General features: G+C 39.7%; 16 protein-coding genes. 9 read left to right on the top strand and 7 right to left on the bottom strand.

Annotated features, from left to right (window positions below):
• Positions 1 to 15 precede the first annotated feature (15 nt).
• The gene (locus tag FQT24_RS05180; protein ID WP_143952389.1) at positions 16 to 1,473 is read right to left on the bottom strand and encodes an N-acetylmuramoyl-L-alanine amidase; all 1,458 of its coding nucleotides are present in this window, start codon (positions 1,471 to 1,473) and stop codon (positions 16 to 18) included.
• A gap of 327 nt (positions 1,474 to 1,800) precedes the next feature.
• On the opposite strand from FQT24_RS05180, the gene FQT24_RS05175 reads away from it, so the two are divergent.
• Positions 1,801 to 4,023 carry a RelA/SpoT family protein gene (locus FQT24_RS05175; RefSeq protein ID WP_143952388.1) on the top strand — a complete coding sequence of 741 codons (2,223 nt, stop codon included), beginning with the start codon at positions 1,801 to 1,803 and terminating at the stop codon, positions 4,021 to 4,023.
• Between the two features lie 29 nt (positions 4,024 to 4,052).
• On the top strand, positions 4,053 to 4,496 hold the full coding sequence (dtd, locus tag FQT24_RS05170; RefSeq protein ID WP_143952387.1) for a D-aminoacyl-tRNA deacylase: 444 nt from the start codon (positions 4,053 to 4,055) through the stop codon (positions 4,494 to 4,496).
• 38 nt (positions 4,497 to 4,534) lie between these two features.
• Here the strand turns inward: dtd and FQT24_RS05165 are convergent, their stop codons facing one another.
• The 4 genes from FQT24_RS05165 to FQT24_RS05150 form a co-directional block, all read right to left on the bottom strand.
• Positions 4,535 to 4,948, bottom strand: a complete 414-nt coding sequence (locus FQT24_RS05165) for a hypothetical protein (protein ID WP_143952386.1) — start codon at positions 4,946 to 4,948, stop codon at positions 4,535 to 4,537.
• 18 nt (positions 4,949 to 4,966) lie between these two features.
• Positions 4,967 to 5,380, bottom strand: a complete 414-nt coding sequence (locus tag FQT24_RS05160; protein ID WP_143952385.1) for a hypothetical protein — start codon at positions 5,378 to 5,380, stop codon at positions 4,967 to 4,969.
• Between the two features lie 119 nt (positions 5,381 to 5,499).
• Entirely contained in the window at positions 5,500 to 6,210 is a 711-nt protein-coding gene (locus FQT24_RS05155; protein ID WP_185952547.1) for a nicotinamide mononucleotide transporter, read from the bottom strand.
• A 119-nt stretch (positions 6,211 to 6,329) separates the two neighbouring features.
• Positions 6,330 to 6,980, bottom strand: a complete 651-nt coding sequence (locus FQT24_RS05150) for a metal-dependent transcriptional regulator (protein ID WP_033686832.1) — start codon at positions 6,978 to 6,980, stop codon at positions 6,330 to 6,332.
• 111 nt (positions 6,981 to 7,091) lie between these two features.
• Between FQT24_RS05150 and FQT24_RS05145 the strand changes: the two genes are divergently transcribed.
• From FQT24_RS05145 to FQT24_RS05135, 3 genes are all read left to right on the top strand, one after another.
• A complete protein-coding gene (locus tag FQT24_RS05145) occupies positions 7,092 to 7,934 on the top strand; it encodes a metallophosphoesterase family protein (RefSeq protein WP_185952546.1) in 843 nt (280 codons plus the stop codon).
• A 75-nt stretch (positions 7,935 to 8,009) separates the two neighbouring features.
• Positions 8,010 to 8,447: an Rrf2 family transcriptional regulator gene (locus tag FQT24_RS05140; RefSeq protein ID WP_143952384.1), complete on the top strand. Its 438-nt coding sequence runs from the start codon at positions 8,010 to 8,012 to the stop codon at positions 8,445 to 8,447.
• 68 nt (positions 8,448 to 8,515) lie between these two features.
• The gene (locus tag FQT24_RS05135; RefSeq protein WP_143952383.1) at positions 8,516 to 9,535 is read left to right on the top strand and encodes a YdcF family protein; all 1,020 of its coding nucleotides are present in this window, start codon (positions 8,516 to 8,518) and stop codon (positions 9,533 to 9,535) included.
• A gap of 125 nt (positions 9,536 to 9,660) precedes the next feature.
• Here the strand turns inward: FQT24_RS05135 and FQT24_RS05130 are convergent, their stop codons facing one another.
• Positions 9,661 to 10,734 (bottom strand): DUF2974 domain-containing protein, encoded by a 1,074-nt coding sequence (locus FQT24_RS05130; protein WP_143952382.1) that lies wholly within the window; start codon positions 10,732 to 10,734, stop codon positions 9,661 to 9,663.
• Between the two features lie 155 nt (positions 10,735 to 10,889).
• Here FQT24_RS05130 and FQT24_RS05125 point away from each other — a divergent pair, with 155 nt between their 5' ends.
• From FQT24_RS05125 to FQT24_RS05110, 4 genes are all read left to right on the top strand, one after another.
• A complete protein-coding gene (locus tag FQT24_RS05125) occupies positions 10,890 to 11,567 on the top strand; it encodes a response regulator transcription factor (protein WP_125410095.1) in 678 nt (225 codons plus the stop codon).
• Entirely contained in the window at positions 11,560 to 12,534 is a 975-nt protein-coding gene (locus FQT24_RS05120; protein ID WP_143952381.1) for a sensor histidine kinase, read from the top strand. The genes FQT24_RS05125 and FQT24_RS05120 overlap by 8 nt, the downstream gene beginning before the upstream one ends.
• Before the next feature lie 799 nt (positions 12,535 to 13,333).
• A complete protein-coding gene (locus FQT24_RS05115) occupies positions 13,334 to 14,845 on the top strand; it encodes an ATP-binding cassette domain-containing protein (protein WP_004242726.1) in 1,512 nt (503 codons plus the stop codon).
• A gap of 290 nt (positions 14,846 to 15,135) precedes the next feature.
• Positions 15,136 to 16,185 carry a DUF389 domain-containing protein gene (locus tag FQT24_RS05110; protein ID WP_143952380.1) on the top strand — a complete coding sequence of 350 codons (1,050 nt, stop codon included), beginning with the start codon at positions 15,136 to 15,138 and terminating at the stop codon, positions 16,183 to 16,185.
• 255 nt (positions 16,186 to 16,440) lie between these two features.
• Here FQT24_RS05110 and thrS read toward each other — a convergent pair whose 3' ends face one another.
• The gene (gene thrS, locus FQT24_RS05100; protein ID WP_143952379.1) at positions 16,441 to 18,384 is read right to left on the bottom strand and encodes a threonine--tRNA ligase; all 1,944 of its coding nucleotides are present in this window, start codon (positions 18,382 to 18,384) and stop codon (positions 16,441 to 16,443) included.
• Positions 18,385 to 18,426: the final 42 nt, after the last annotated feature.

Below are 18,426 nucleotides of genomic sequence, written 5' to 3'. Positions count from 1 at the left end.
GAGGCTTAAACTGCTTTAATTTCCAGCATAATATTTTTGGATTCCCTTGATAATCCCTTCAACTAGTTTATCTTGGTAGTCACTGCTGCGGATTTTTTGGTTTTCTTCTGGATTATCCATATATCCCATCTCTAGCAAAACAGCTGGTTTAGCTGTTTCACGGAGAACAGCAAATGTTGCTTGCAAGAGCCCAGCATCTCTAGCTCCAGTTTCAGCTAGCAGTGAAGAATGGATATCGGCTGCGAGACGATTACTTTCACTCATCCGTTCAGGATTGTTGTGCCAATCCTTGTTAATCTTGCTGGGGAAACCAGGTTCATCCTTGTAAGAATAGGTCTGGATACCCAGATTAACGGTTGTATCATTCCCTTTTGCATTGAAATGAAGGCTGATGAAAAAGTCAGCATTGGTCTTGTTGACCATACGAGAACGCTCGGTAATAAAATCAACGTCTATATCACTATCTCGAGAGGTGAGAACGGTATAGCCGAGTCCTTCTAGTCGTTTACGTAGCTTACGATAAACTTGTAGGTTCAATTCTTTTTCAGCTATGCCATAGTAATAAGCCCCGCGGTCCTTACCACCGTGACCTGGATCGAGAAAGATAGTTTTAGAGTAGTGTCCTTTTTGAAAACCTTGTGTTAACTCACGGACCCATTTTCCATCCCCTTGGAAGAGCTGGTTTTTACCGTCCACGGTATAGGTACCTGTAACATACACACCATCGTCCTTAAGATAGTACCAAGCTTGATAGTCTGGGTCGTAGATCCATTCTTTGTGGGCCATGTAGCCACCAGATTTGAGGTAGTAGGAACCAATCCATTGTTTTTGGGCATAGCGTCCGCCAGATTTGAGGTAAAACCAACTAGAGTAGCTTTGGTCGTAGACCCATTCCTTATCTGCCATAGCACCACTGGATTTGAGGTAGTAATCGCCTTTCCAGACATTGGCCAGCATTCTACCGTAGTCATCAAAAGCATACCACTTACCATTGATTTGACTCCATTGGTTGGCTAAATATTTACCTGAACCATTGATATAGTACCAATTATTTCCCATTTGGTACCAAGTGTTTTCAAGCAAGTAGCCATGACTATCAAAGAAATAACCATCATAGAGAGTATCTGTAAATTTGACCCCAGTTTGACTATAAAAAGTCCACTTGTTCCCCTCTTTTACCCAGCCAGTTTGTATAGGTTGATTGGGTTTAGTTTCTGTCGAAAGAGATGGCTTGGTTTCTTGTTCACTTGAACTAGCTGTGCTCAACGAAGTTTCAGTACTAGCTTGAAAACTACTATCAGAAGTATTTGTAGAACTGTTAGTAGAATGACTAGTGGAAGTATTTATTGAGCTACTAGTTGAACTAGTCATAGGGTTAGTAGTAGAGTGACTTGTTTCATCAGCCAAAACGACTTGGTTTGTTAGTCCAAGAAAAGCCAAAGCTACAAGTGTCAGTCCTTTGTGTGATTTCATATGAGATGCCTTTCTAGAGAGATGAAATTTCAGTAATTATCGTAAAAAAACTGTTTATATTACCATTATACACTAAAAAGGTTAGAAAATTACCAAAATATCAAACCTTTTCTTGTTGAAAAAAGAAGAATGTATTTTCATTTCACTAACTTTTAGCGTAGACTATATTTCAAAAAAGTTAGATGAAAATCAGATAATTTTATTTTTTAAGTTTGAATCTTATTCTATCATACGTTCCAACAAATTGAATAGCTTCAGAATCCTCTTTTTCTAGTTTTCATATTCTTAAAAAAGTGATAAAATGGTAGGAAGAATTGGAGAGTAGAGATGCCAAAAGAAGTGAATTTAACAGGCGATGAAGTTGTCGCTTTAACACAGAAATATTTATCGGAAGAAGATGTGGCTTTTGTCCATAAGGCCTTGGTTTACGCCGTTGAATGCCATAGTGGTCAATATCGCAAATCAGGTGAGCCTTATATCATTCACCCCATCCAAGTGGCAGGTATTTTAGCTAAGCTCAAGTTGGATGCTGTAACAGTAGCTTGTGGTTTCTTGCATGATGTGGTGGAAGATACTGATGCGACCTTGGACGATTTGGAAAGAGAGTTTGGTCCTGATGTGCGGGTAATCGTAGATGGGGTTACCAAGCTTGGTAAAGTTAAATACAAGTCTCACGAAGAGCAATTGGCTGAAAACCACCGCAAGATGCTCATGGCCATGTCTGAGGATATCCGCGTTATCTTGGTCAAACTGTCTGACCGTTTGCACAATATGCGGACCCTGAAACATCTTCGAAAAGACAAGCAGGAGCGTATTTCCAAAGAAACCATGGAAATTTATGCCCCGCTTGCCCATCGTTTGGGGATTTCCAGTGTCAAATGGGAATTGGAAGACCTATCATTCCGTTATCTCAATCCAACGGAGTTTTACAAGATTACCCATATGATGAAGGAAAAACGCAGAGAGCGTGAAGCCTTGGTGGATGAGGTGGTCACAAAATTAGAGGAATATACGACAGATCGTCATCTAAATGGAAAGATTTACGGTCGTCCCAAGCATATTTACTCGATTTTCCGCAAAATGCAGGATAAGAGAAAACGTTTTGAGGAAATCTATGACCTGATTGCTATTCGCTGTATTTTAGATACCCAAAGTGATGTTTATGCCATGCTTGGTTATGTGCATGAGCTTTGGAAACCGATGCCAGGTCGCTTTAAAGACTATATTGCTAATCGTAAGGCTAATGGTTACCAGTCTATCCATACGACTGTTTATGGGCCAAAAGGACCGATTGAATTCCAGATTCGAACCAAGGCCATGCATGAGGTGGCTGAGTACGGGGTTGCGGCTCACTGGGCTTATAAGAAAGGTATTAAGGGGCAGGTTAACAGCAAGGAATCAGCTATTGGGATGAACTGGATCAAGGAGATGATGGAGCTCCAAGACCAGGCTGATGATGCTAAGGAATTTGTCGATTCAGTTAAGGAAAACTATCTGGCTGAGGAAATTTACGTCTTTACCCCAGATGGAGCTGTCCGTTCACTTCCAAAAGATTCAGGACCGATTGACTTTGCCTATGAAATCCATACAAAAGTTGGTGAAAAAGCGACTGGTGCCAAGGTCAATGGTCGTATGGTTCCACTGACAACCAAGCTCAAGACAGGGGATCAGGTTGAAATTGTCACCAACCCTAACTCCTTTGGGCCAAGCCGTGACTGGCTCAACATGGTTAAGACCAGCAAGGCGCGCAATAAGATTCGTCAGTTTTTTAAAAACCAAGATAAGGAATTGTCTGTCAACAAGGGTCGTGAGATGTTGATGGCCCAGTTCCAAGAAAATGGCTATGTGGCCAATAAATTCATGGACAAGCGCCATATGGACCAAGTTCTGCAAAAGACCAGCTATAAGACAGAAGAGTCCCTCTTTGCGGCTATTGGTTTTGGCGAAATCGGTGCTATTACCGTCTTTAACCGTCTGACTGAAAAGGAACGTCGTGAAGAAGAGCGTGCCAAGGCCAAGGCTGAAGCAGAAGAGCTTGTCAAAGGTGGCGAAGTCAAGGTTGAAAATAAAGAAACCCTCAAGGTCAAGCATGAGGGTGGTGTGGTCATTGAAGGTGCCTCAGGTCTCCTAGTGCGGATTGCAAAGTGTTGTAACCCTGTACCTGGTGACGATATTGTCGGCTACATTACCAAGGGCCGTGGTGTGGCTATTCACCGTGTGGACTGTATGAACCTGCGCGCCCAAGAAAACTACGAGCAACGTCTCCTTGATGTGGAATGGGAAGACCAGTACTCAAACTCAAATAAGGAGTATATGGCCCATATCGATATCTATGGTCTCAACCGTACAGGATTATTGAACGATGTACTGCAAGTTCTTTCAAACACAACCAAGAATATTTCAACGGTCAATGCCCAACCAACCAAGGATATGAAGTTTGCTAATATCCATGTGTCCTTCGGTATTGCCAACCTCTCTACATTGACCACGGTCGTGGACAAGATTAAGAGTGTGCCAGAAGTTTACTCTGTCAAACGGACTAACGGTTAATTGCCCTAGCTCTTACTAGAAAGGCTATTATGAAAATCATTATCCAAAGGGTTACAAAAGCCCAAGTGAGTATAGAAGGTCAGGTTCAGGGAAAAATCAATCAGGGGCTCCTATTGCTGGTTGGTGTTGGACCAGAGGACCGAGAGGAAGATTTGGACTATGCTGTGAGAAAGCTTATCAACATGCGGATTTTTTCAGACGTAGAAGGCAAGATGAACCTGTCTGTCAAAGATATTGGAGGAGAAATCCTCTCTATTTCTCAGTTTACTCTCTTTGCGGATACTAAGAAAGGCAATCGTCCAGCCTTTACAGGTGCAGCCAAGCCTGATATGGCATCAGACTTCTATGATGCCTTCAATCAAAAATTAGCGCAAGAAGTGCCCGTTCAGACAGGCATTTTTGGAGCGGATATGCAGGTTGAGCTGGTCAATGACGGACCAGTCACTATTATCCTTGATACTAAAAATAGATAAGAAAGACCAAGCCCAGACGGCTTGGTTTTTCTCATCTATTACAAAATACTCCAAAATGAAATCGATTTCTGATAGGCTTTTGGGAAGCCTTGTTTCAGGATTTTACTCATGCGATAGGAAGGGATGAGGTGGCCTAGGATGAGGAGAGTTCCCTGAAGGAAAAGTGGCACACCACTCAAACATATCAAGGAGAGAATCATCAGGATATCCCATAGAAGGATTTGTAAGGCAAAACGCCAGAATCTTGGTCTAATCTGGGAATAGAGTTGACTAAAGTGGTCACAAAGTTGGTTAGAAAGATAGGTCAATAGAACAGGATGAAAGAAAATGATCCAACCGCTATAAATCAAAATCCAGTCCCAAGTAAGCCCCGCTTTAAATGTCAAAAATATCAGCATAATTCCATCGATGATAAGGAGTTGAATGGTTCTGATATGGATGATTTTTTTCATGCCAAAACCTCCTTTTTCTTAGAGACACTCCCATAAAGAGATGTGTTTATCGTAAAAGTCTTGATAGTTTTCTCTTAAGTAGTTAGCTGTCATATAATATAAAGTAGAATGACAAGCAGTGATGATTGGCATAAGAGAGGAAAAACGCTGAGAACTAACGAAAGTTAAAAGGACAAAAAATAGAAAATCAATGGAGATAACCCATAAATAGTAGAAGCGAATCTTTTTATTGATTTGAGGATAAATCTCAGCGAATTGATGTTTGAGTCGGACAACCAAGCGAAATAGTAGTAGACTCTGAGCAAGGAGGAAAATAAAACCAGAGAGCAAGAGCCACTCCGAAGATGTCTCGGGTCTTTTGCTAAAAAATGCGAATAGTAGCAAATCGATAACTGCAATTGCTGTAAAATGGATTCTAAAGAGTTTTTTCATGACAAGACCTCCTTCTTTTATCTATTTTCATTCTACTCCAAAAGAATGGGAGTTACAACTAAAATGATAAAAAATTTTAGTAAGGAGATTCTGTTAGATTTCTTTATTTGATTTCCTTCTTATTGTTCCACCTCTTCATCATTCCAGACAAATAAAGCTCCGATTGCATTGAGGATATAAAAGATATATTTTCCGATATTGGCAAAATTTCCTTGAATACCAGCTTTTGTCAGCTGAACGAAATTGTAAATCAACCAAAAGCCCCACTGAGTTGTTAGTTTCAATGCGTTAAAAGCATTGGCAATGAGTGAGAGTGCAAAGGCAATGGTTGTTACATAGGCAAGGAGATTCATCTTTCCTCCATAGCCGATAAAGTTTGTCACAAAGGCAAAGAGGAAGGCGATGATGGAAATGATGATGGCCGCCAATTTTACCTGTTTTTGGCTCATTTGGTTGGGTCTGCCTTCTTGCGAAGCTTCCCATTTCTTAATAGCAAAGGTATAAATGAGGAAGGTGACGGGATAGGTAATGATGGCCGCCTTATTTCCAAGGATATAATCAATAGCACCGGACAAAATGGTATTAACAATACCAAAGTAATTTCCCCATTTGCTTAATTTCCCCGTGAAACGAGTGGACAACATGGAAATCCCAACGTTGGTTACGGAAATCAATCCAAAGGGAACAAGAGCTGTCCATGGTCCCCAGTCTACGAATTTATCAAGACGGGAGTTGAGGTAACCAGATGCAATCGCAATCCCAACGACCAGAGCAACTCCAAAGAGGTCAAACCATTTGGATGTAGCAAAAATTTTTAGTGATTTCTTCATAGGTTAAACTATCTTTCTTGTTTTTTACAAACATTCTACAACTAAATGAGAGTAAAATCAAATGTTAGAAATAAAACCCTGAAAATAAAACTTTCAGGGTTGGTAGGCTACTTGAGAAATTAGTTGATTTTTTCGACATAGAGTTGTTTGGCAATGTCCATACTTACTTGTAAATCCTCGTTTTTACTGAGGATAGTGAAGGTGTTGCTGAAGCCATCAAACTGCTTGACTTGGAGCGAATCACCGATGTGAAGTGAGTGCTTATCCAAATAATTGAGAATGTCAAAACTATCGTGCACACGAGTCAGGCGGTAGGTGCCAGCTTCCTTGATGTCAGCTAGTGGCAGGTTATTGATTTCAACTAGGAGTTCTCCCTTGGCAGGAATAGTTCCTCCGTGGGGACAAGTTTTGGGAAATCCTAGTAGTTTATCCAGTCTTTCCACGAACAGGTCAGAGACAGTATGTTCCAAGACCTCAGCTTCTTCATGAATCTGGTCGCTCGTATAGTCTAAATGATGGACTAGAAAAACTTCAATCAAGCGGTGCTTACGATAGAGCTCAGAGACCAGTTTGAGTCCGAGATCAGTCAGTAGATAACCGCATTCCTTGTCCTTGAGGATGAGATTTTCACTCTTCATCCGTTTAATCATTTCAGTTACGGCAGGGGGAGAGACTTGCATGCGGGCAGCAATTTCCTTGTTGGTAATTTTATGCAGGTCTATGCCGATTTCATAAATACATTTTAGATAATCTTCTTTATTCGGGGTCATTCGTATCCTCTTGTCTAATATCTTTATCTAGTATATCAAAAAAAGCTAGATTTCTCTAGCTGTGACTTTTTATGTTATACTTATTGCAAGAGAAAAAACGAGGAGATGGATATGACGAAAATAGCTCTTCTTTCAGATATTCATGGAAATACCACCGCCTTGGAGGCTGTTTTGGCAGATGCTCGGCAGCTAGGAGTGGATGAATACTGGCTTTTGGGAGACATTCTCATGCCAGGGACAGGGCGTAGAAGGATTTTGGACTTGTTGGCTCAATTACCGATTACGGCTAGAGTTTTGGGAAACTGGGAAGACAGTCTTTGGCATGGTGTCCGCAAGGAATTGGATAGTACTCGTCCCAGTCAACGCTATCTCTTGCGCCAGTGCCAGTATGTTTTAGAGGAAATCTCCCTAGAAGAAATTGAACTGCTCCACAATCAACCGCTCCAGATTCATCGTCAGTTTGGGGATTTGACGGTGGGAATTAGCCACCATTTGCCTGATAAGAATTGGGGGCGTGAGTTGATTCATACTGGAGCACAAGAGGACTTTGACCGCTTGGTGACCAATCCGCCTTGTGATATTGCTGTTTATGGTCATATTCACCAGCAGTTGCTTCGTTATGGGACTGGTGGACAATTGATTGTCAATCCGGGTTCGATTGGGCAACCTTTCTTTCTAGATGCCCAGTTACGGAAGGACTTACGGGCCCAGTATATGATTTTGGAGTTTGATGACAAGGGTTTGGTAGATATGGACTTCCGACGGGTGGACTACGATGTGGCAGCTGAATTGCAGCTGGCTAAAGATCTTAAACTTCCCTATTTTGAGGTTTATTATGAAAGTCTGGTCAATGGTATCCACCATACTCATCATCAGGAATTTTTGAGAGAATTGGCCCAGAAAGAGGGCTATGATAGGGAATTAGATGCCTGGTTAAAAGGTGGTAATGATTGACATTACAACTAAAAAGGGTATAATAAAAGAAAAAGAAGAGTAGAGGCAGGGGAGCCTCGTAAAAAGGAGAAGAGGATGCAAATTCCAAGTAGATTTACCATTGCGACTCATATGCTGATAATTATTGCTCTCAAGGGGCAGGAAAGCAAGGTGACCAGTGATTTTCTGGCTGCTAGTGTCGGGGTCAATCCTGTCATTATCAGAAAGACCTTGTCCCAGTTGAAGAAGGCAGAGCTGATTTCAGTAGCGCGTGGAACAGGTGGGACAGAGATTGTTAAGAATCTCAAGGACATTAGTCTTTTAGATGTTTATCAAGCGGTTGAGTGTCTTGGAAAGACTGGTCAACTCTTCAGTTTTCATGACAATCCAAATCCAAATTGCCCTGTAGGAGCTCATATTCATGATGTTTTGGATCAAAAATTGGAGAGAATTCAGTTGGCGATGGAGGCTGAACTTGGTCAGACCAGTCTAGAGCAAGTCGTGGCTGACGCAGAGAGTCAAATGAAGGAGTAAGAGGGATGGATGCCCCCTTTTTTACACCGGATAATTATGATAAAATGTAGTTATTAAAGGAGGAAGAAATGTATCTCGTTATAGGAATTGTATTAGCCTTTATAGTGTCATTTTGGAAAGATAACAGAAGTTTGTGGAATCCAGTATTATTTTTATTATCCCTCATTTCAAGTTATATTTCTCTATCCCACCTTTTTTATAAAAATGGGTATGAGAATGTTCAGTTAGCTTTTTATGTAGTTGCCTTTGTTTTACTCCCGTTTCTGATTTTTTTGAGTGGTATCTTTCTAATCTATAATGGTGTTATCCTGCTGAAGCGAGAGGGACGTTCAAAAGCCAATTATCTCTCAACGCTTTTTGGAATAGTCATTTTGGTATTTTTTCCCTTGATTTCATTTCGATTAGGAGATCGAAATGAATTATTTTATACACATCACTTTCTAAACATTTTATTTGTATTAATCGTTTATTCTTACTTTATTTTTGGTTTTGCTTTCGTGGGTTTTATGTTGTACTCTATTTTATATCTCTTTATTCCTAAGAAGAAGCATTATGATTTTATTATCATTCACGGTGCTGGTTTATTAGGCGGAGAAAAGGTAACACCTTTGCTAAAGAGGAGAATTGATAAGGCAGTAGAAGCTTACCACAAGTCTAAGAATTCTAACATAAAAATTATTGCCAGTGGTGGTCAAGGAGCAGATGAAAAAATTTCTGAAGCGCAGGCCATTTATAACTATATTTTAGAAGAGACAGATGTCAGCAAGGAATCTGTTCTTCTTGAAGACAAGTCCAGAACAACCTATGAAAATTTATTGTTTTCAAAAGAAATTGGAGAACAATTAGTTGAAAATCCGTGTTTCCTCTTTGTTACAAATGACTATCATGTCTTTAGAACTAGTACTTATGCTCGTAAGTTGAATATGAAGGGAGATGGACTCGGATGTAGGACAGCAGGCTACTACATACCGTCTGCTTTTATTCGGGAGTACGTAGCTCTTTGTGTTAAAATGAAATGGCTCTTCCTTGCCTTTTATGTTCCGATATTAGCTATCATTTTGCTAGCCTATAAAGGGGTTATTTGGTAGTTAGATTTTATTAATACTCTTCGTTTGCTCTTTGATTTTCATTGAGTATAAAAAAGACTTAGAATGCACATGAAAGTATGTATTCTAGGTCTTTTGTTTTGTATTCATTTGATTTTTGAAAGGTACTATCTATTTTTCCAGGCTTGGTAACGGGTATCAATCAATAACTGGGTAAGGCGTCCCATAGTTTCCCTTTCTTCTGGAGTGAGGGATTGCGCTTGGACAAAGAGATGATGAATGTGTTCAATAGCCTTGAAGGAAGACAAGTCATTGATGGAGCTAATGCCAGCATCAAGAATGGTGCCAAAGAAGAGGTCGAAGTAGAGCTGAAGTTCCTCATCAGGGACTGTGGACACCCATTCTTTGAAGGTCGTATCGACTTGCTGGCTATCGCTATTGGTCTTATCCAGTTGGACAAAGTGTTTGTTCTCAATTTGCCAGCTAAAAGTATCGTGCTGGGCGATACCACCCAAGGCAGTACTTTGAACGATGACTTGGCGGTCAGGAATTTCTAGCATCATACCGATAATAGAACCTTGTGGGATAAAGACCTTGGTTCTATCCATTATTCTTTGATAGCCCTCGCTTTGTGTCAGTTCTTTGTGGAGACCAGGCGCATCAAAGGTATAAACTGCTGTGATCTGATTTTGCAAGCTTTGCTCAATTTGACTAGCAGCATAGATGGCTAGATTTCCTCCCTTGGAATGCCCAGCCAGAATGACCTTTTGCTTAGGATGATGGGCAAAAAAGTTCTTTAAATAGGAGAGGGCGTGCTTTTGAGCAGGAATTTCCTTCATATAAGTCAGGTGGAAATCTTCCTTCCAGCCAATGATACTGTCATCAGTCCCACGAAAGACAATCAGATAGGTGTCGAGAGTGAGGCGGTAGGTCATAGCCGCAAATTGCTTTTGCAGTTCAGTGTCGATGTCGTTGATAAAATGGGAGAGTTTGCAATTCTTGAAGCGTTTGTGTTGAGCCAATTCATCTAACAACTGGAGCCGATTTTTATTGGTCAACATGTTCGATTCTCTTGGAACCTGAGATGCTAGGTCTAAAAGTCGCTGAGGAGTTGTGGAGACCAGATTATCAAAGGAGAGGTAGGTGGTTTCTGTTAAGGATAGAATGTCTAATTCATTCAAAGGTAGGTCGTAAAAGGAATCATGTGCGACATCTTTCAGATAGTCAAAAATATTGGCCATAAGAGCTCCTTTCTTTTTAATTATCTTATCAAATTTCCCTCAAATTATCTAGTAGCATTGCCTGTTTGTACTAGCTAAAAACAAGCTCTTTCAAATTCAGTTTCAGACCTTCTAGCATGGAAAAATCTGTTATAATAATAGCAAAGGAGAATCAGATGCACAAGATTTTATTAGTAGAAGATGATCAGGTTATTCGTCAACAAGTCGGAAAAATGCTCTCTGAATGGGGATTTGAAGTGGTCCTGGTAGAAGACTTTATGGAAGTTTTGAGTCTATTTGTTCAGTCGGAACCTCATCTGGTTCTCATGGATATTGGACTGCCTTTGTTTAATGGTTATCATTGGTGTCAGGAGATTCGTAAGATTTCCAAGGTCCCCATCATGTTTCTGTCTTCGAGAGACCAGGCTATGGATATTGTCATGGCAATCAATATGGGGGCGGATGACTTTGTGACCAAGCCTTTTGACCAGCAGGTTCTTTTAGCTAAGGTTCAGGGCTTGTTGCGTCGTTCCTATGAGTTTGGGCGTGACGAGAGTTTACTGGAATATGCTAGTGTTATCCTCAATACCAAATCAATGGACTTACATTATCAAGGGCAAGTCTTGAATTTGACCAAGAACGAATTCCAGATTTTACGCGTTTTGTTTGAGCATGCGGGCAACATCGTAGCGCGTGATGACCTGATGCGGGAGCTTTGGAACAGTGACTTTTTCATTGATGACAATACCCTATCTGTTAATGTAGCTCGATTGCGTAAAAAGTTGGAAGAGCAGGGCTTGGTAGGATTTATCGAGACCAAGAAAGGGATAGGGTACGGACTGAAGCATGCTTGATTGGAAACAATTTTTTCTAGATTATTTGCGCTCCCGTAGTCGTCTGTTTGTCTATCTTCTTGCTTTAGCATTTCTAGTTTTGCTCTTTCAGTTTTTATTTGCCAGTTTGGGAATTTACTTTCTCTATTTTTTCCTCTTGTGTTGCTTTGTAACCATCTTATTTTTCACTTGGGACATATTGGTAGAAATGCAGGTCTATCGTCAGGAACTTCTCTATGGGGAGAGGGAGGCCAAATCTCCTTTGGAAAGAGCTTTAGCAGAAAAATTAGAGGCGCGTGAGATGGAACTCTATCAGCAGAGGTCAGACGCAGAAAGAAAACTGACGGATTTGCTGGATTACTATACCTTGTGGGTCCATCAGATAAAGACCCCCATTGCAGCCAGTCAACTCTTAGTTGCAGAAGTAGCCGACCGCCAACTGAAGCAGCAGTTAGAACAGGAAATTTTCAAAATCGATTCCTATACCAATCTAGTTTTACAGTACCTGCGTTTAGAAAGTTTTCATGATGATTTGGTCTTAAAGCAGGTTCAAATTGAGGACTTGGTCAAGGAAATAATTCGTAAATATGCTCTTTTCTTTATTCAAAAAGGACTAAATGTCAATCTACATGACCTTGATAAAGAAATCGTGACGGATAAGAAGTGGCTACTAGTGGTCATTGAACAAATTATCTCAAACAGTCTCAAGTACACCAAGGAAGGTGGTCTGGAGATTTATATGGACGGGCAAGAGCTTTGTATCAAGGATACGGGAATCGGGATAAAAAACAGTGATGTCCTCCGAGTCTTTGAACGTGGTTTCTCAGGATATAATGGACGCCTAACCCAGCAGTCATCTGGACTTGGCCTCTATCTCTCTAAGAAAATTTCTGAAGAACTGGGGCACCAGATTCGCATCGAGTCTGAGGTTGGAGAAGGAACGATAGTGCGGATTCAGTTTGCTCAAGTGAACTTAGTCCTTGAGTGAGAAGAGACAATGAGTTTTTACCCAATCTCTTTTTGCTATATTTCAGGATATTTGAAGACTGTTTTTTACAAAACCAATAATAGAATTTTTAATACAGAATATAGTATAAATACTGGTTCAAAGTGAAGTTTTGTATGCTTTATACTTTTGTTGAGTATAAAATCTATAATCTAAGGGTGAATTACAAAAATTAATTTGAGATGAAGTGAATTGTAGACTTGGGAAATGTCTCCTATTCGATTTCAGAATGAATCGTTGATACAGGATTAAAAGAACTGCAGCTTTCTTTTTATTTTGAATGAGATAGGTGTATATAGATTTGTGTAACTGGTGTAGAACTGTTTCCAAGAATTTATTGAATGTATCGAATACACACATTCTATTGATTTTGAACCAATTTTTAATTTCTAAATGTTGATAATAGTTTTATCAAGTAAAAGGAGACTGCCATGATTGGAGACAATATAAAATTCTTACGAAAATCACATAATCTGATATAACCAGAATTTTCACGGATTGTGGGTGTGTCACGAAATAGCCTAAATCGTTAGAAAAACTGAAAAAGCTTACTTTCAATAGAAGTATTGGAAATATTCATTTTACATCTATCAAAGAAACATGGGATAGACCTATATTTTACAAAATAGCAAATTATATTTTGAATGATAGTAAAAACGGCAGTACTTGTGTGATTTACAATTATTGCACTCAATGTCCGAGTATCGCACTATCTGAAATAGGGAATAGTAGAGATTGTTCTGCGATATGTAAAAAAACGCATTAGCAAGGAGTATCGTATATGCTACCATATCTTAAAACTATTAGATGGTATCTCTTCTTTAATTTTCTTTTTGGTGTAGTATCGAATATCTGCACAGCTTTGTTACCGTATTTCACGCAGGCATTAATCAAAGGGGATTATCAAGTAGCTCTATATGGTTACTCTATGTCAGTGGCAGGCTATTTGAGTTGTAACTATATCCAAATGATACTTGATTGGAAGCAGGGGATTATCTTTTCGACTACTTTGAAAAATGAGTGGTTTCGTTCACTTCTGGGACTCAGTCACCACGATTTCAAGCAGAAAACAGTAGCAGAGTATATTTCCTATCAATCTAATGACCTAGATTCGTTGGAAAAGGATTACCTTCCTCCATTGATGAGTTTTATCAAACAAATTTTACGTATCATCATTTACGCTTTCATTATTAGCAGAACAATTAATCCTATTGTATCACTGATTTTAATCTTTTCCACTGGAATTAGTATTCAAATTCCTAAAATCGTTGGGAAGTTGACCGCTAATCGTAGACAGGTTTACTTGAAAAAACAAGGAGATTACTATCGAACTTTGGAGGATTTGCTCATGGGACATCATTTGGTAAATAAACTAACTATGTCGCATTTTTTGAATCAACAAAAGAGCTCTCTAAAGAATTTGCAGGATAAGTATTTTAAGTATGGTTTGACAAAAATTACAGGCATCTTATTGACAGGTGTTTCTTTTGAATTCATTAGTCTTGTTCTGTTTATTTATTTAGCCTACTCTCTATCTCACCAGCAACTCGGTATTCCTGAGGTGGTGGCGAGTTTCGGATATATTAATGCTTTTTCTGAACCAATACAGGAAATCCTTTATGATTTACAAATGTTAGAGTCCGTAAAGCCTGTAATCAAGAGTTTTCAAAACATTGTTGGGAGACCCGTTTCAGTTCAAGCACCTCAACATTCTTTTGATACGATTACTTTGAAAAACATTTCCAAACAACTGGGAGAATCAAAATTGATAATTACTTCCGCTACGATTCAAAAAGGGGATAAAATTGCGCTTATTGGTAAGAATGGGTCTGGAAAAAGTAGTCTTCTCAACATTTTAAATGGAACAGATGAAGATTTTGAAGGACAAATTGTGCTAGATGGGCTTGTTTTGGACCATCTTTGGGGAAGATTCGGTATGATTCTGCAACAAGAACATACATTTATTTCAAGTTATGAAAATAATGTAACGCTATTCAATAGTTTCAATGAAAAATTCAGAGAAGAAGATTTTGAAAAAATTCCACCACAATCCCTGTCAGGTGGTCAGCAACAACGAATGTATTTAAATCGTGAGAAAAATCGTAAAAATCCATTGCTTATCCTAGACGAACCTTTCTCTGCCTTGGATACTAATCAGTTTAAAATGGAATTGGAAAGAGTTCTGGAACTACCAAGTGCCGTCATTGTTACTTTACATCGCCAAAACGAATTATTAAGTAAGTTTGACCAAGTTTGGGAAATTAAGAATGGAGAACTTGTAATTTTGAAATAGCTAAATTATAAAGAATAAAACGCATAGTATTAAGGTTCAGGAGATACCGTTTTTCCTTCTTCGGATAAGGAAACAAAAATTTCTTGCTTCATCTATCTGTTCAATTGATAAATTTCGTCAGAGAAAGACTGTAAAATTTTTGATATAATGTTAAGGATGGACTGACGGATACTTAAAAGATAATGTTCAAAAGAATAACAGGTGAGAAGAAAAATATGTAAGATTGAACAGAAGTCTATCTACCATCATCCATGCAGAAACAAGATTATATGAAATAAAAGGAGTAACCAATGAACGGAAACTATTCAACACGTGAATACCGTGAGAAATTATATGATGACCTTCATGTTCGATTAAGAGATACAGTGATTTTGATGTGTGCGATTTTTATTGCCTCTATAGGTTTAAATATGAATTCAACAGCTGTCATTATTGGAGCCATGCTGATTTCCCCTCTTATGACACCGATTGTTGGACTGGGGTTTGGTTTAGCTATTTTTGATACGCGTTTAATCAAGCAATCTCTAGAGGTTTTATTTACTCAAGTATTGGTCAGTTTGCTTGTCTCGGCTCTGTATTTCTGGATTTCTCCCCTATCTTATGAAAGTAGCGAATTGATTGCACGAACCTCTCCAACCATTTGGGATGTTCTCATCGCTATTGCTGGTGGGATAGCAGGTGTAATTGGTTCAAGGAAAAAAGAAGCAAACAATATCGTGCCAGGAGTAGCCATCGCAACAGCTCTGATGCCACCTATCTGCACTGCAGGATATGGTTTAGCTAATGGAAATGTACGATTTTTATTTGGAGCTCTCTATCTTTTCTTGATCAACTGTGTTTTTATCATGCTAACCAATATTGTTGGAACAAGAATTATGATGAGAAAATCTCCCTTAAGTTCATTTAAAGAGTTAAATATTAAAATGAGAATTGGGTTGTTATCCTTGATTGTATTATTGATTCTTCCAGCCAGCTATTCAGCAATCACTCTGACGATAGATCAAGCGCGAAAAGAAGGAATCAAACAGTTTGTAGGAAAAGAGTTCTCCAATCACACGGTCATTAATCAAGTCTACAAGTCAAGGAACAATGAATTGGTCTTGACGGTTGTTGGAGATCCGATTTCAGAAGAAGAATTAGAAACGCTCCACCAAAAACAAGCCTCTTACGGTATTCAATCTGTCCAATTGAAAATCAATCAAGTTCATAATTCGACAAAATTAGATAGTGAGATGACCAAGGAATTTTATGAAACCATTAACAAGTATATCGATCAAAAACTCTCTGAAAAAGATTCACAAAAAGATCTCGTAAAAGAAAATGAAGCAGACAAGGAATGAGGATATTGACCTTATCCAACTCATGAAAGCAAATCTTGTGTGGTGGTTTGGTCAATCACTACTAGCTCGGATTAAATAATACTCTTCGAAAATCAAATTCAAACCACGTCAGCGTCGCCTTACCGTACTCAAGTACAGCTTGCGGCTAGCTTCCTAGTTTGCTTTTTGATTTTCATTGAGTAAAAATATAAAAAGCAACAGCTGAAATAGTTGTTGCTTTTTAGGTAGCTAGGATTTTATCCCAGGTTTTATATCTTATTTCTCAACGCGTGATTTGTTGGCGATATCAGCAAGGATAGCTTGAACAAAGTCATCGACTGAGATAGTTTGTGTTTCTTTTTGGCCGTAGCGACGAACGTTGACTGTTCCGTCTTCCATTTCCTTGTCACCAACGATTAATTGGTAAGGAATCTTGCTTGTTTGTGAAGCACGGATCTTAAACTGCATTTTTTCATTGCGTTCATCCACATCAGCACGGACACCGCGGTCACGGAGTTTCTTCGCTACTTCCCATGCGTAGTCCACGTGTTTCTCGTTAGAAACTGGGATGAGGGTTACTTGGTGTGGTGCAAGCCATGTTGGGAAGGCTCCCTTGTAGTTCTCAATCAAGATAGCTGTGAAGCGTTCCATAGTTGAGATAACTCCACGGTGAATCATGACTGGACGGTGTTCTTCACCATCAGCTCCGATGTATTTGAGGTCGAAACGTTCTGGAAGCAAGAAGTCAAGTTGGATAGTTGAAAGTGTTTCTTCTTTACCAAGAGCGGTCTTAACCTGGATATCCAATTTTGGTCCGTAGAAGGCTGCTTCACCTTCGGCTTCAAAGTAGTCCACGCCCATTTCATCAAGGGCAGCACGAAGCATAGTTTGGGCATTTTCCCACATCTCATCGTTATCAAAGTACTTGTGAGTATCTTGAGGGTCGCGAAGAGAGAGACGGAAGCGGTATTCAGTCAAGTTGAAATCTTCATAAACATCGATAATCAACTGAAGGGCACGTTGGAATTCTTCTTGGATTTGTTCTGGAGTAACAAAGAGGTGACCGTCGTTGAGTGACATTTCACGTACACGTTGAAGACCAGTGAGGGCACCAGATTTTTCATAACGGTGCATCATACCGATTTCAGCGATACGGATTGGCAACTCACGGTAAGAGTGAACATGGTGTTTGAAGACTTGGATGTGGTGCGGGCAGTTCATTGGACGAAGGACAAATTCTTCCCCGTCACCCATGTCCATAGTTGGGAACATGTCTTCTTGGTAATGATCCCAGTGACCAGAAGTCTTGTAAAGTTCAACAGAAGCAAGTGGTGGAGTGTAGACGTGTTGGTAGCCAGAAGCCAACTCTTTGTCAACGATGTAGCGTTCCAATTCACGACGGATAGTCGCACCATTTGGCAACCAGAATGGAAGCCCTTGACCAACCTCTTGAGAAATCATAAAGAGGTCAAGCTCTTTACCAAGTTTACGGTGGTCACGTTCTTTGGCTTCTTCACGCATTTGAAGGTAGTTTTTCAAGTCTTTCTTATCAAACCAAGCTGTACCGTAGATACGTTGCATCATAGCGTTGTCGCTATTTCCACGCCAGTAAGCACCTGCTACATGGAGAAGGTGGAAGATTTGGATACGGCCTGTTGAAGGGACGTGAGGTCCACGGCAAAGGTCTACATATTCGCCTTGACGGTAGATAGTCAAACCACCTTCGTCTTCAGAGTGTTCTTCAATCAATTCCAACTTGTAAGGGTCGTTTTTGAAGATTTCACGTGCCTCGTCTTTAGTTACTTCTTCACGGATTGATGGGAAGTTTTCTTTAACGATTTTTTGCATTTCTTCTTCGATACGAGGAAGGTCTTCATTAGAGATTTGACCAGCAGTATTGTCAGTATCGTAGTAGAAACCATCTTCGATAGCTGGACCAACTCCTAAGTGAATGTCTGGGAAAAGGCGACGAGCTGCTTGGGCGAACAAGTGAGCAGCTGAGTGACGCAAGATTGGAAGGGCATCTTCGTGATCAGGTGTCACGATTTCGATGCTTCCATCTTCAGTGATCGCACGAGTAGTGTCGATGAGTTTGCCGTTGAATTTACCAGCTAAGGCTTTTTTAGCTAGGGAATTGCTGATAGATTGGGCAATTTCAAAAGTTGTTACGCCAGATTCGAATTCACGAACAGCGCCATCTGGGAAAGTAATGTTAATCATGATGTTCTCCTTTTTATTATTTCATAGTTTCTAAGCATTGAC

The sequence above is a fragment of the Streptococcus mitis genome, from assembly GCF_901542415.1.
In the GTDB taxonomy this organism is placed as follows: domain Bacteria; phylum Bacillota; class Bacilli; order Lactobacillales; family Streptococcaceae; genus Streptococcus; species Streptococcus mitis_BL.
Note: the sequence above shows the minus strand (reverse complement) of the source record. Positions and strands in the feature narration are given on the sequence as shown.

Coding starts and splice junctions, on each gene's coding strand:
- FQT24_RS05165 (WP_143952386.1), bottom strand. CDS start 4,948: ATGAAAAAAATCATCCATATCAGAACCATTCAACTCCTTATCATCGAT.
- FQT24_RS05150 (WP_033686832.1), bottom strand. CDS start 6,980: ATGACCCCGAATAAAGAAGATTATCTAAAATGTATTTATGAAATCGGC.
- FQT24_RS05160 (WP_143952385.1), bottom strand. CDS start 5,380: ATGAAAAAACTCTTTAGAATCCATTTTACAGCAATTGCAGTTATCGAT.
- FQT24_RS05115 (WP_004242726.1), top strand. CDS start 13,334: ATGCTACCATATCTTAAAACTATTAGATGGTATCTCTTCTTTAATTTT.
- FQT24_RS05130 (WP_143952382.1), bottom strand. CDS start 10,734: ATGGCCAATATTTTTGACTATCTGAAAGATGTCGCACATGATTCCTTT.
- FQT24_RS05135 (WP_143952383.1), top strand. CDS start 8,516: ATGTATCTCGTTATAGGAATTGTATTAGCCTTTATAGTGTCATTTTGG.
- dtd (WP_143952387.1), top strand. CDS start 4,053: ATGAAAATCATTATCCAAAGGGTTACAAAAGCCCAAGTGAGTATAGAA.
- FQT24_RS05180 (WP_143952389.1), bottom strand. CDS start 1,473: ATGAAATCACACAAAGGACTGACACTTGTAGCTTTGGCTTTTCTTGGA.
- FQT24_RS05125 (WP_125410095.1), top strand. CDS start 10,890: ATGCACAAGATTTTATTAGTAGAAGATGATCAGGTTATTCGTCAACAA.
- thrS (WP_143952379.1), bottom strand. CDS start 18,384: ATGATTAACATTACTTTCCCAGATGGCGCTGTTCGTGAATTCGAATCT.
- FQT24_RS05145 (WP_185952546.1), top strand. CDS start 7,092: ATGACGAAAATAGCTCTTCTTTCAGATATTCATGGAAATACCACCGCC.
- FQT24_RS05155 (WP_185952547.1), bottom strand. CDS start 6,210: ATGAAGAAATCACTAAAAATTTTTGCTACATCCAAATGGTTTGACCTC.
- FQT24_RS05175 (WP_143952388.1), top strand. CDS start 1,801: ATGCCAAAAGAAGTGAATTTAACAGGCGATGAAGTTGTCGCTTTAACA.
- FQT24_RS05110 (WP_143952380.1), top strand. CDS start 15,136: ATGAACGGAAACTATTCAACACGTGAATACCGTGAGAAATTATATGAT.
- FQT24_RS05140 (WP_143952384.1), top strand. CDS start 8,010: ATGCAAATTCCAAGTAGATTTACCATTGCGACTCATATGCTGATAATT.
- FQT24_RS05120 (WP_143952381.1), top strand. CDS start 11,560: ATGCTTGATTGGAAACAATTTTTTCTAGATTATTTGCGCTCCCGTAGT.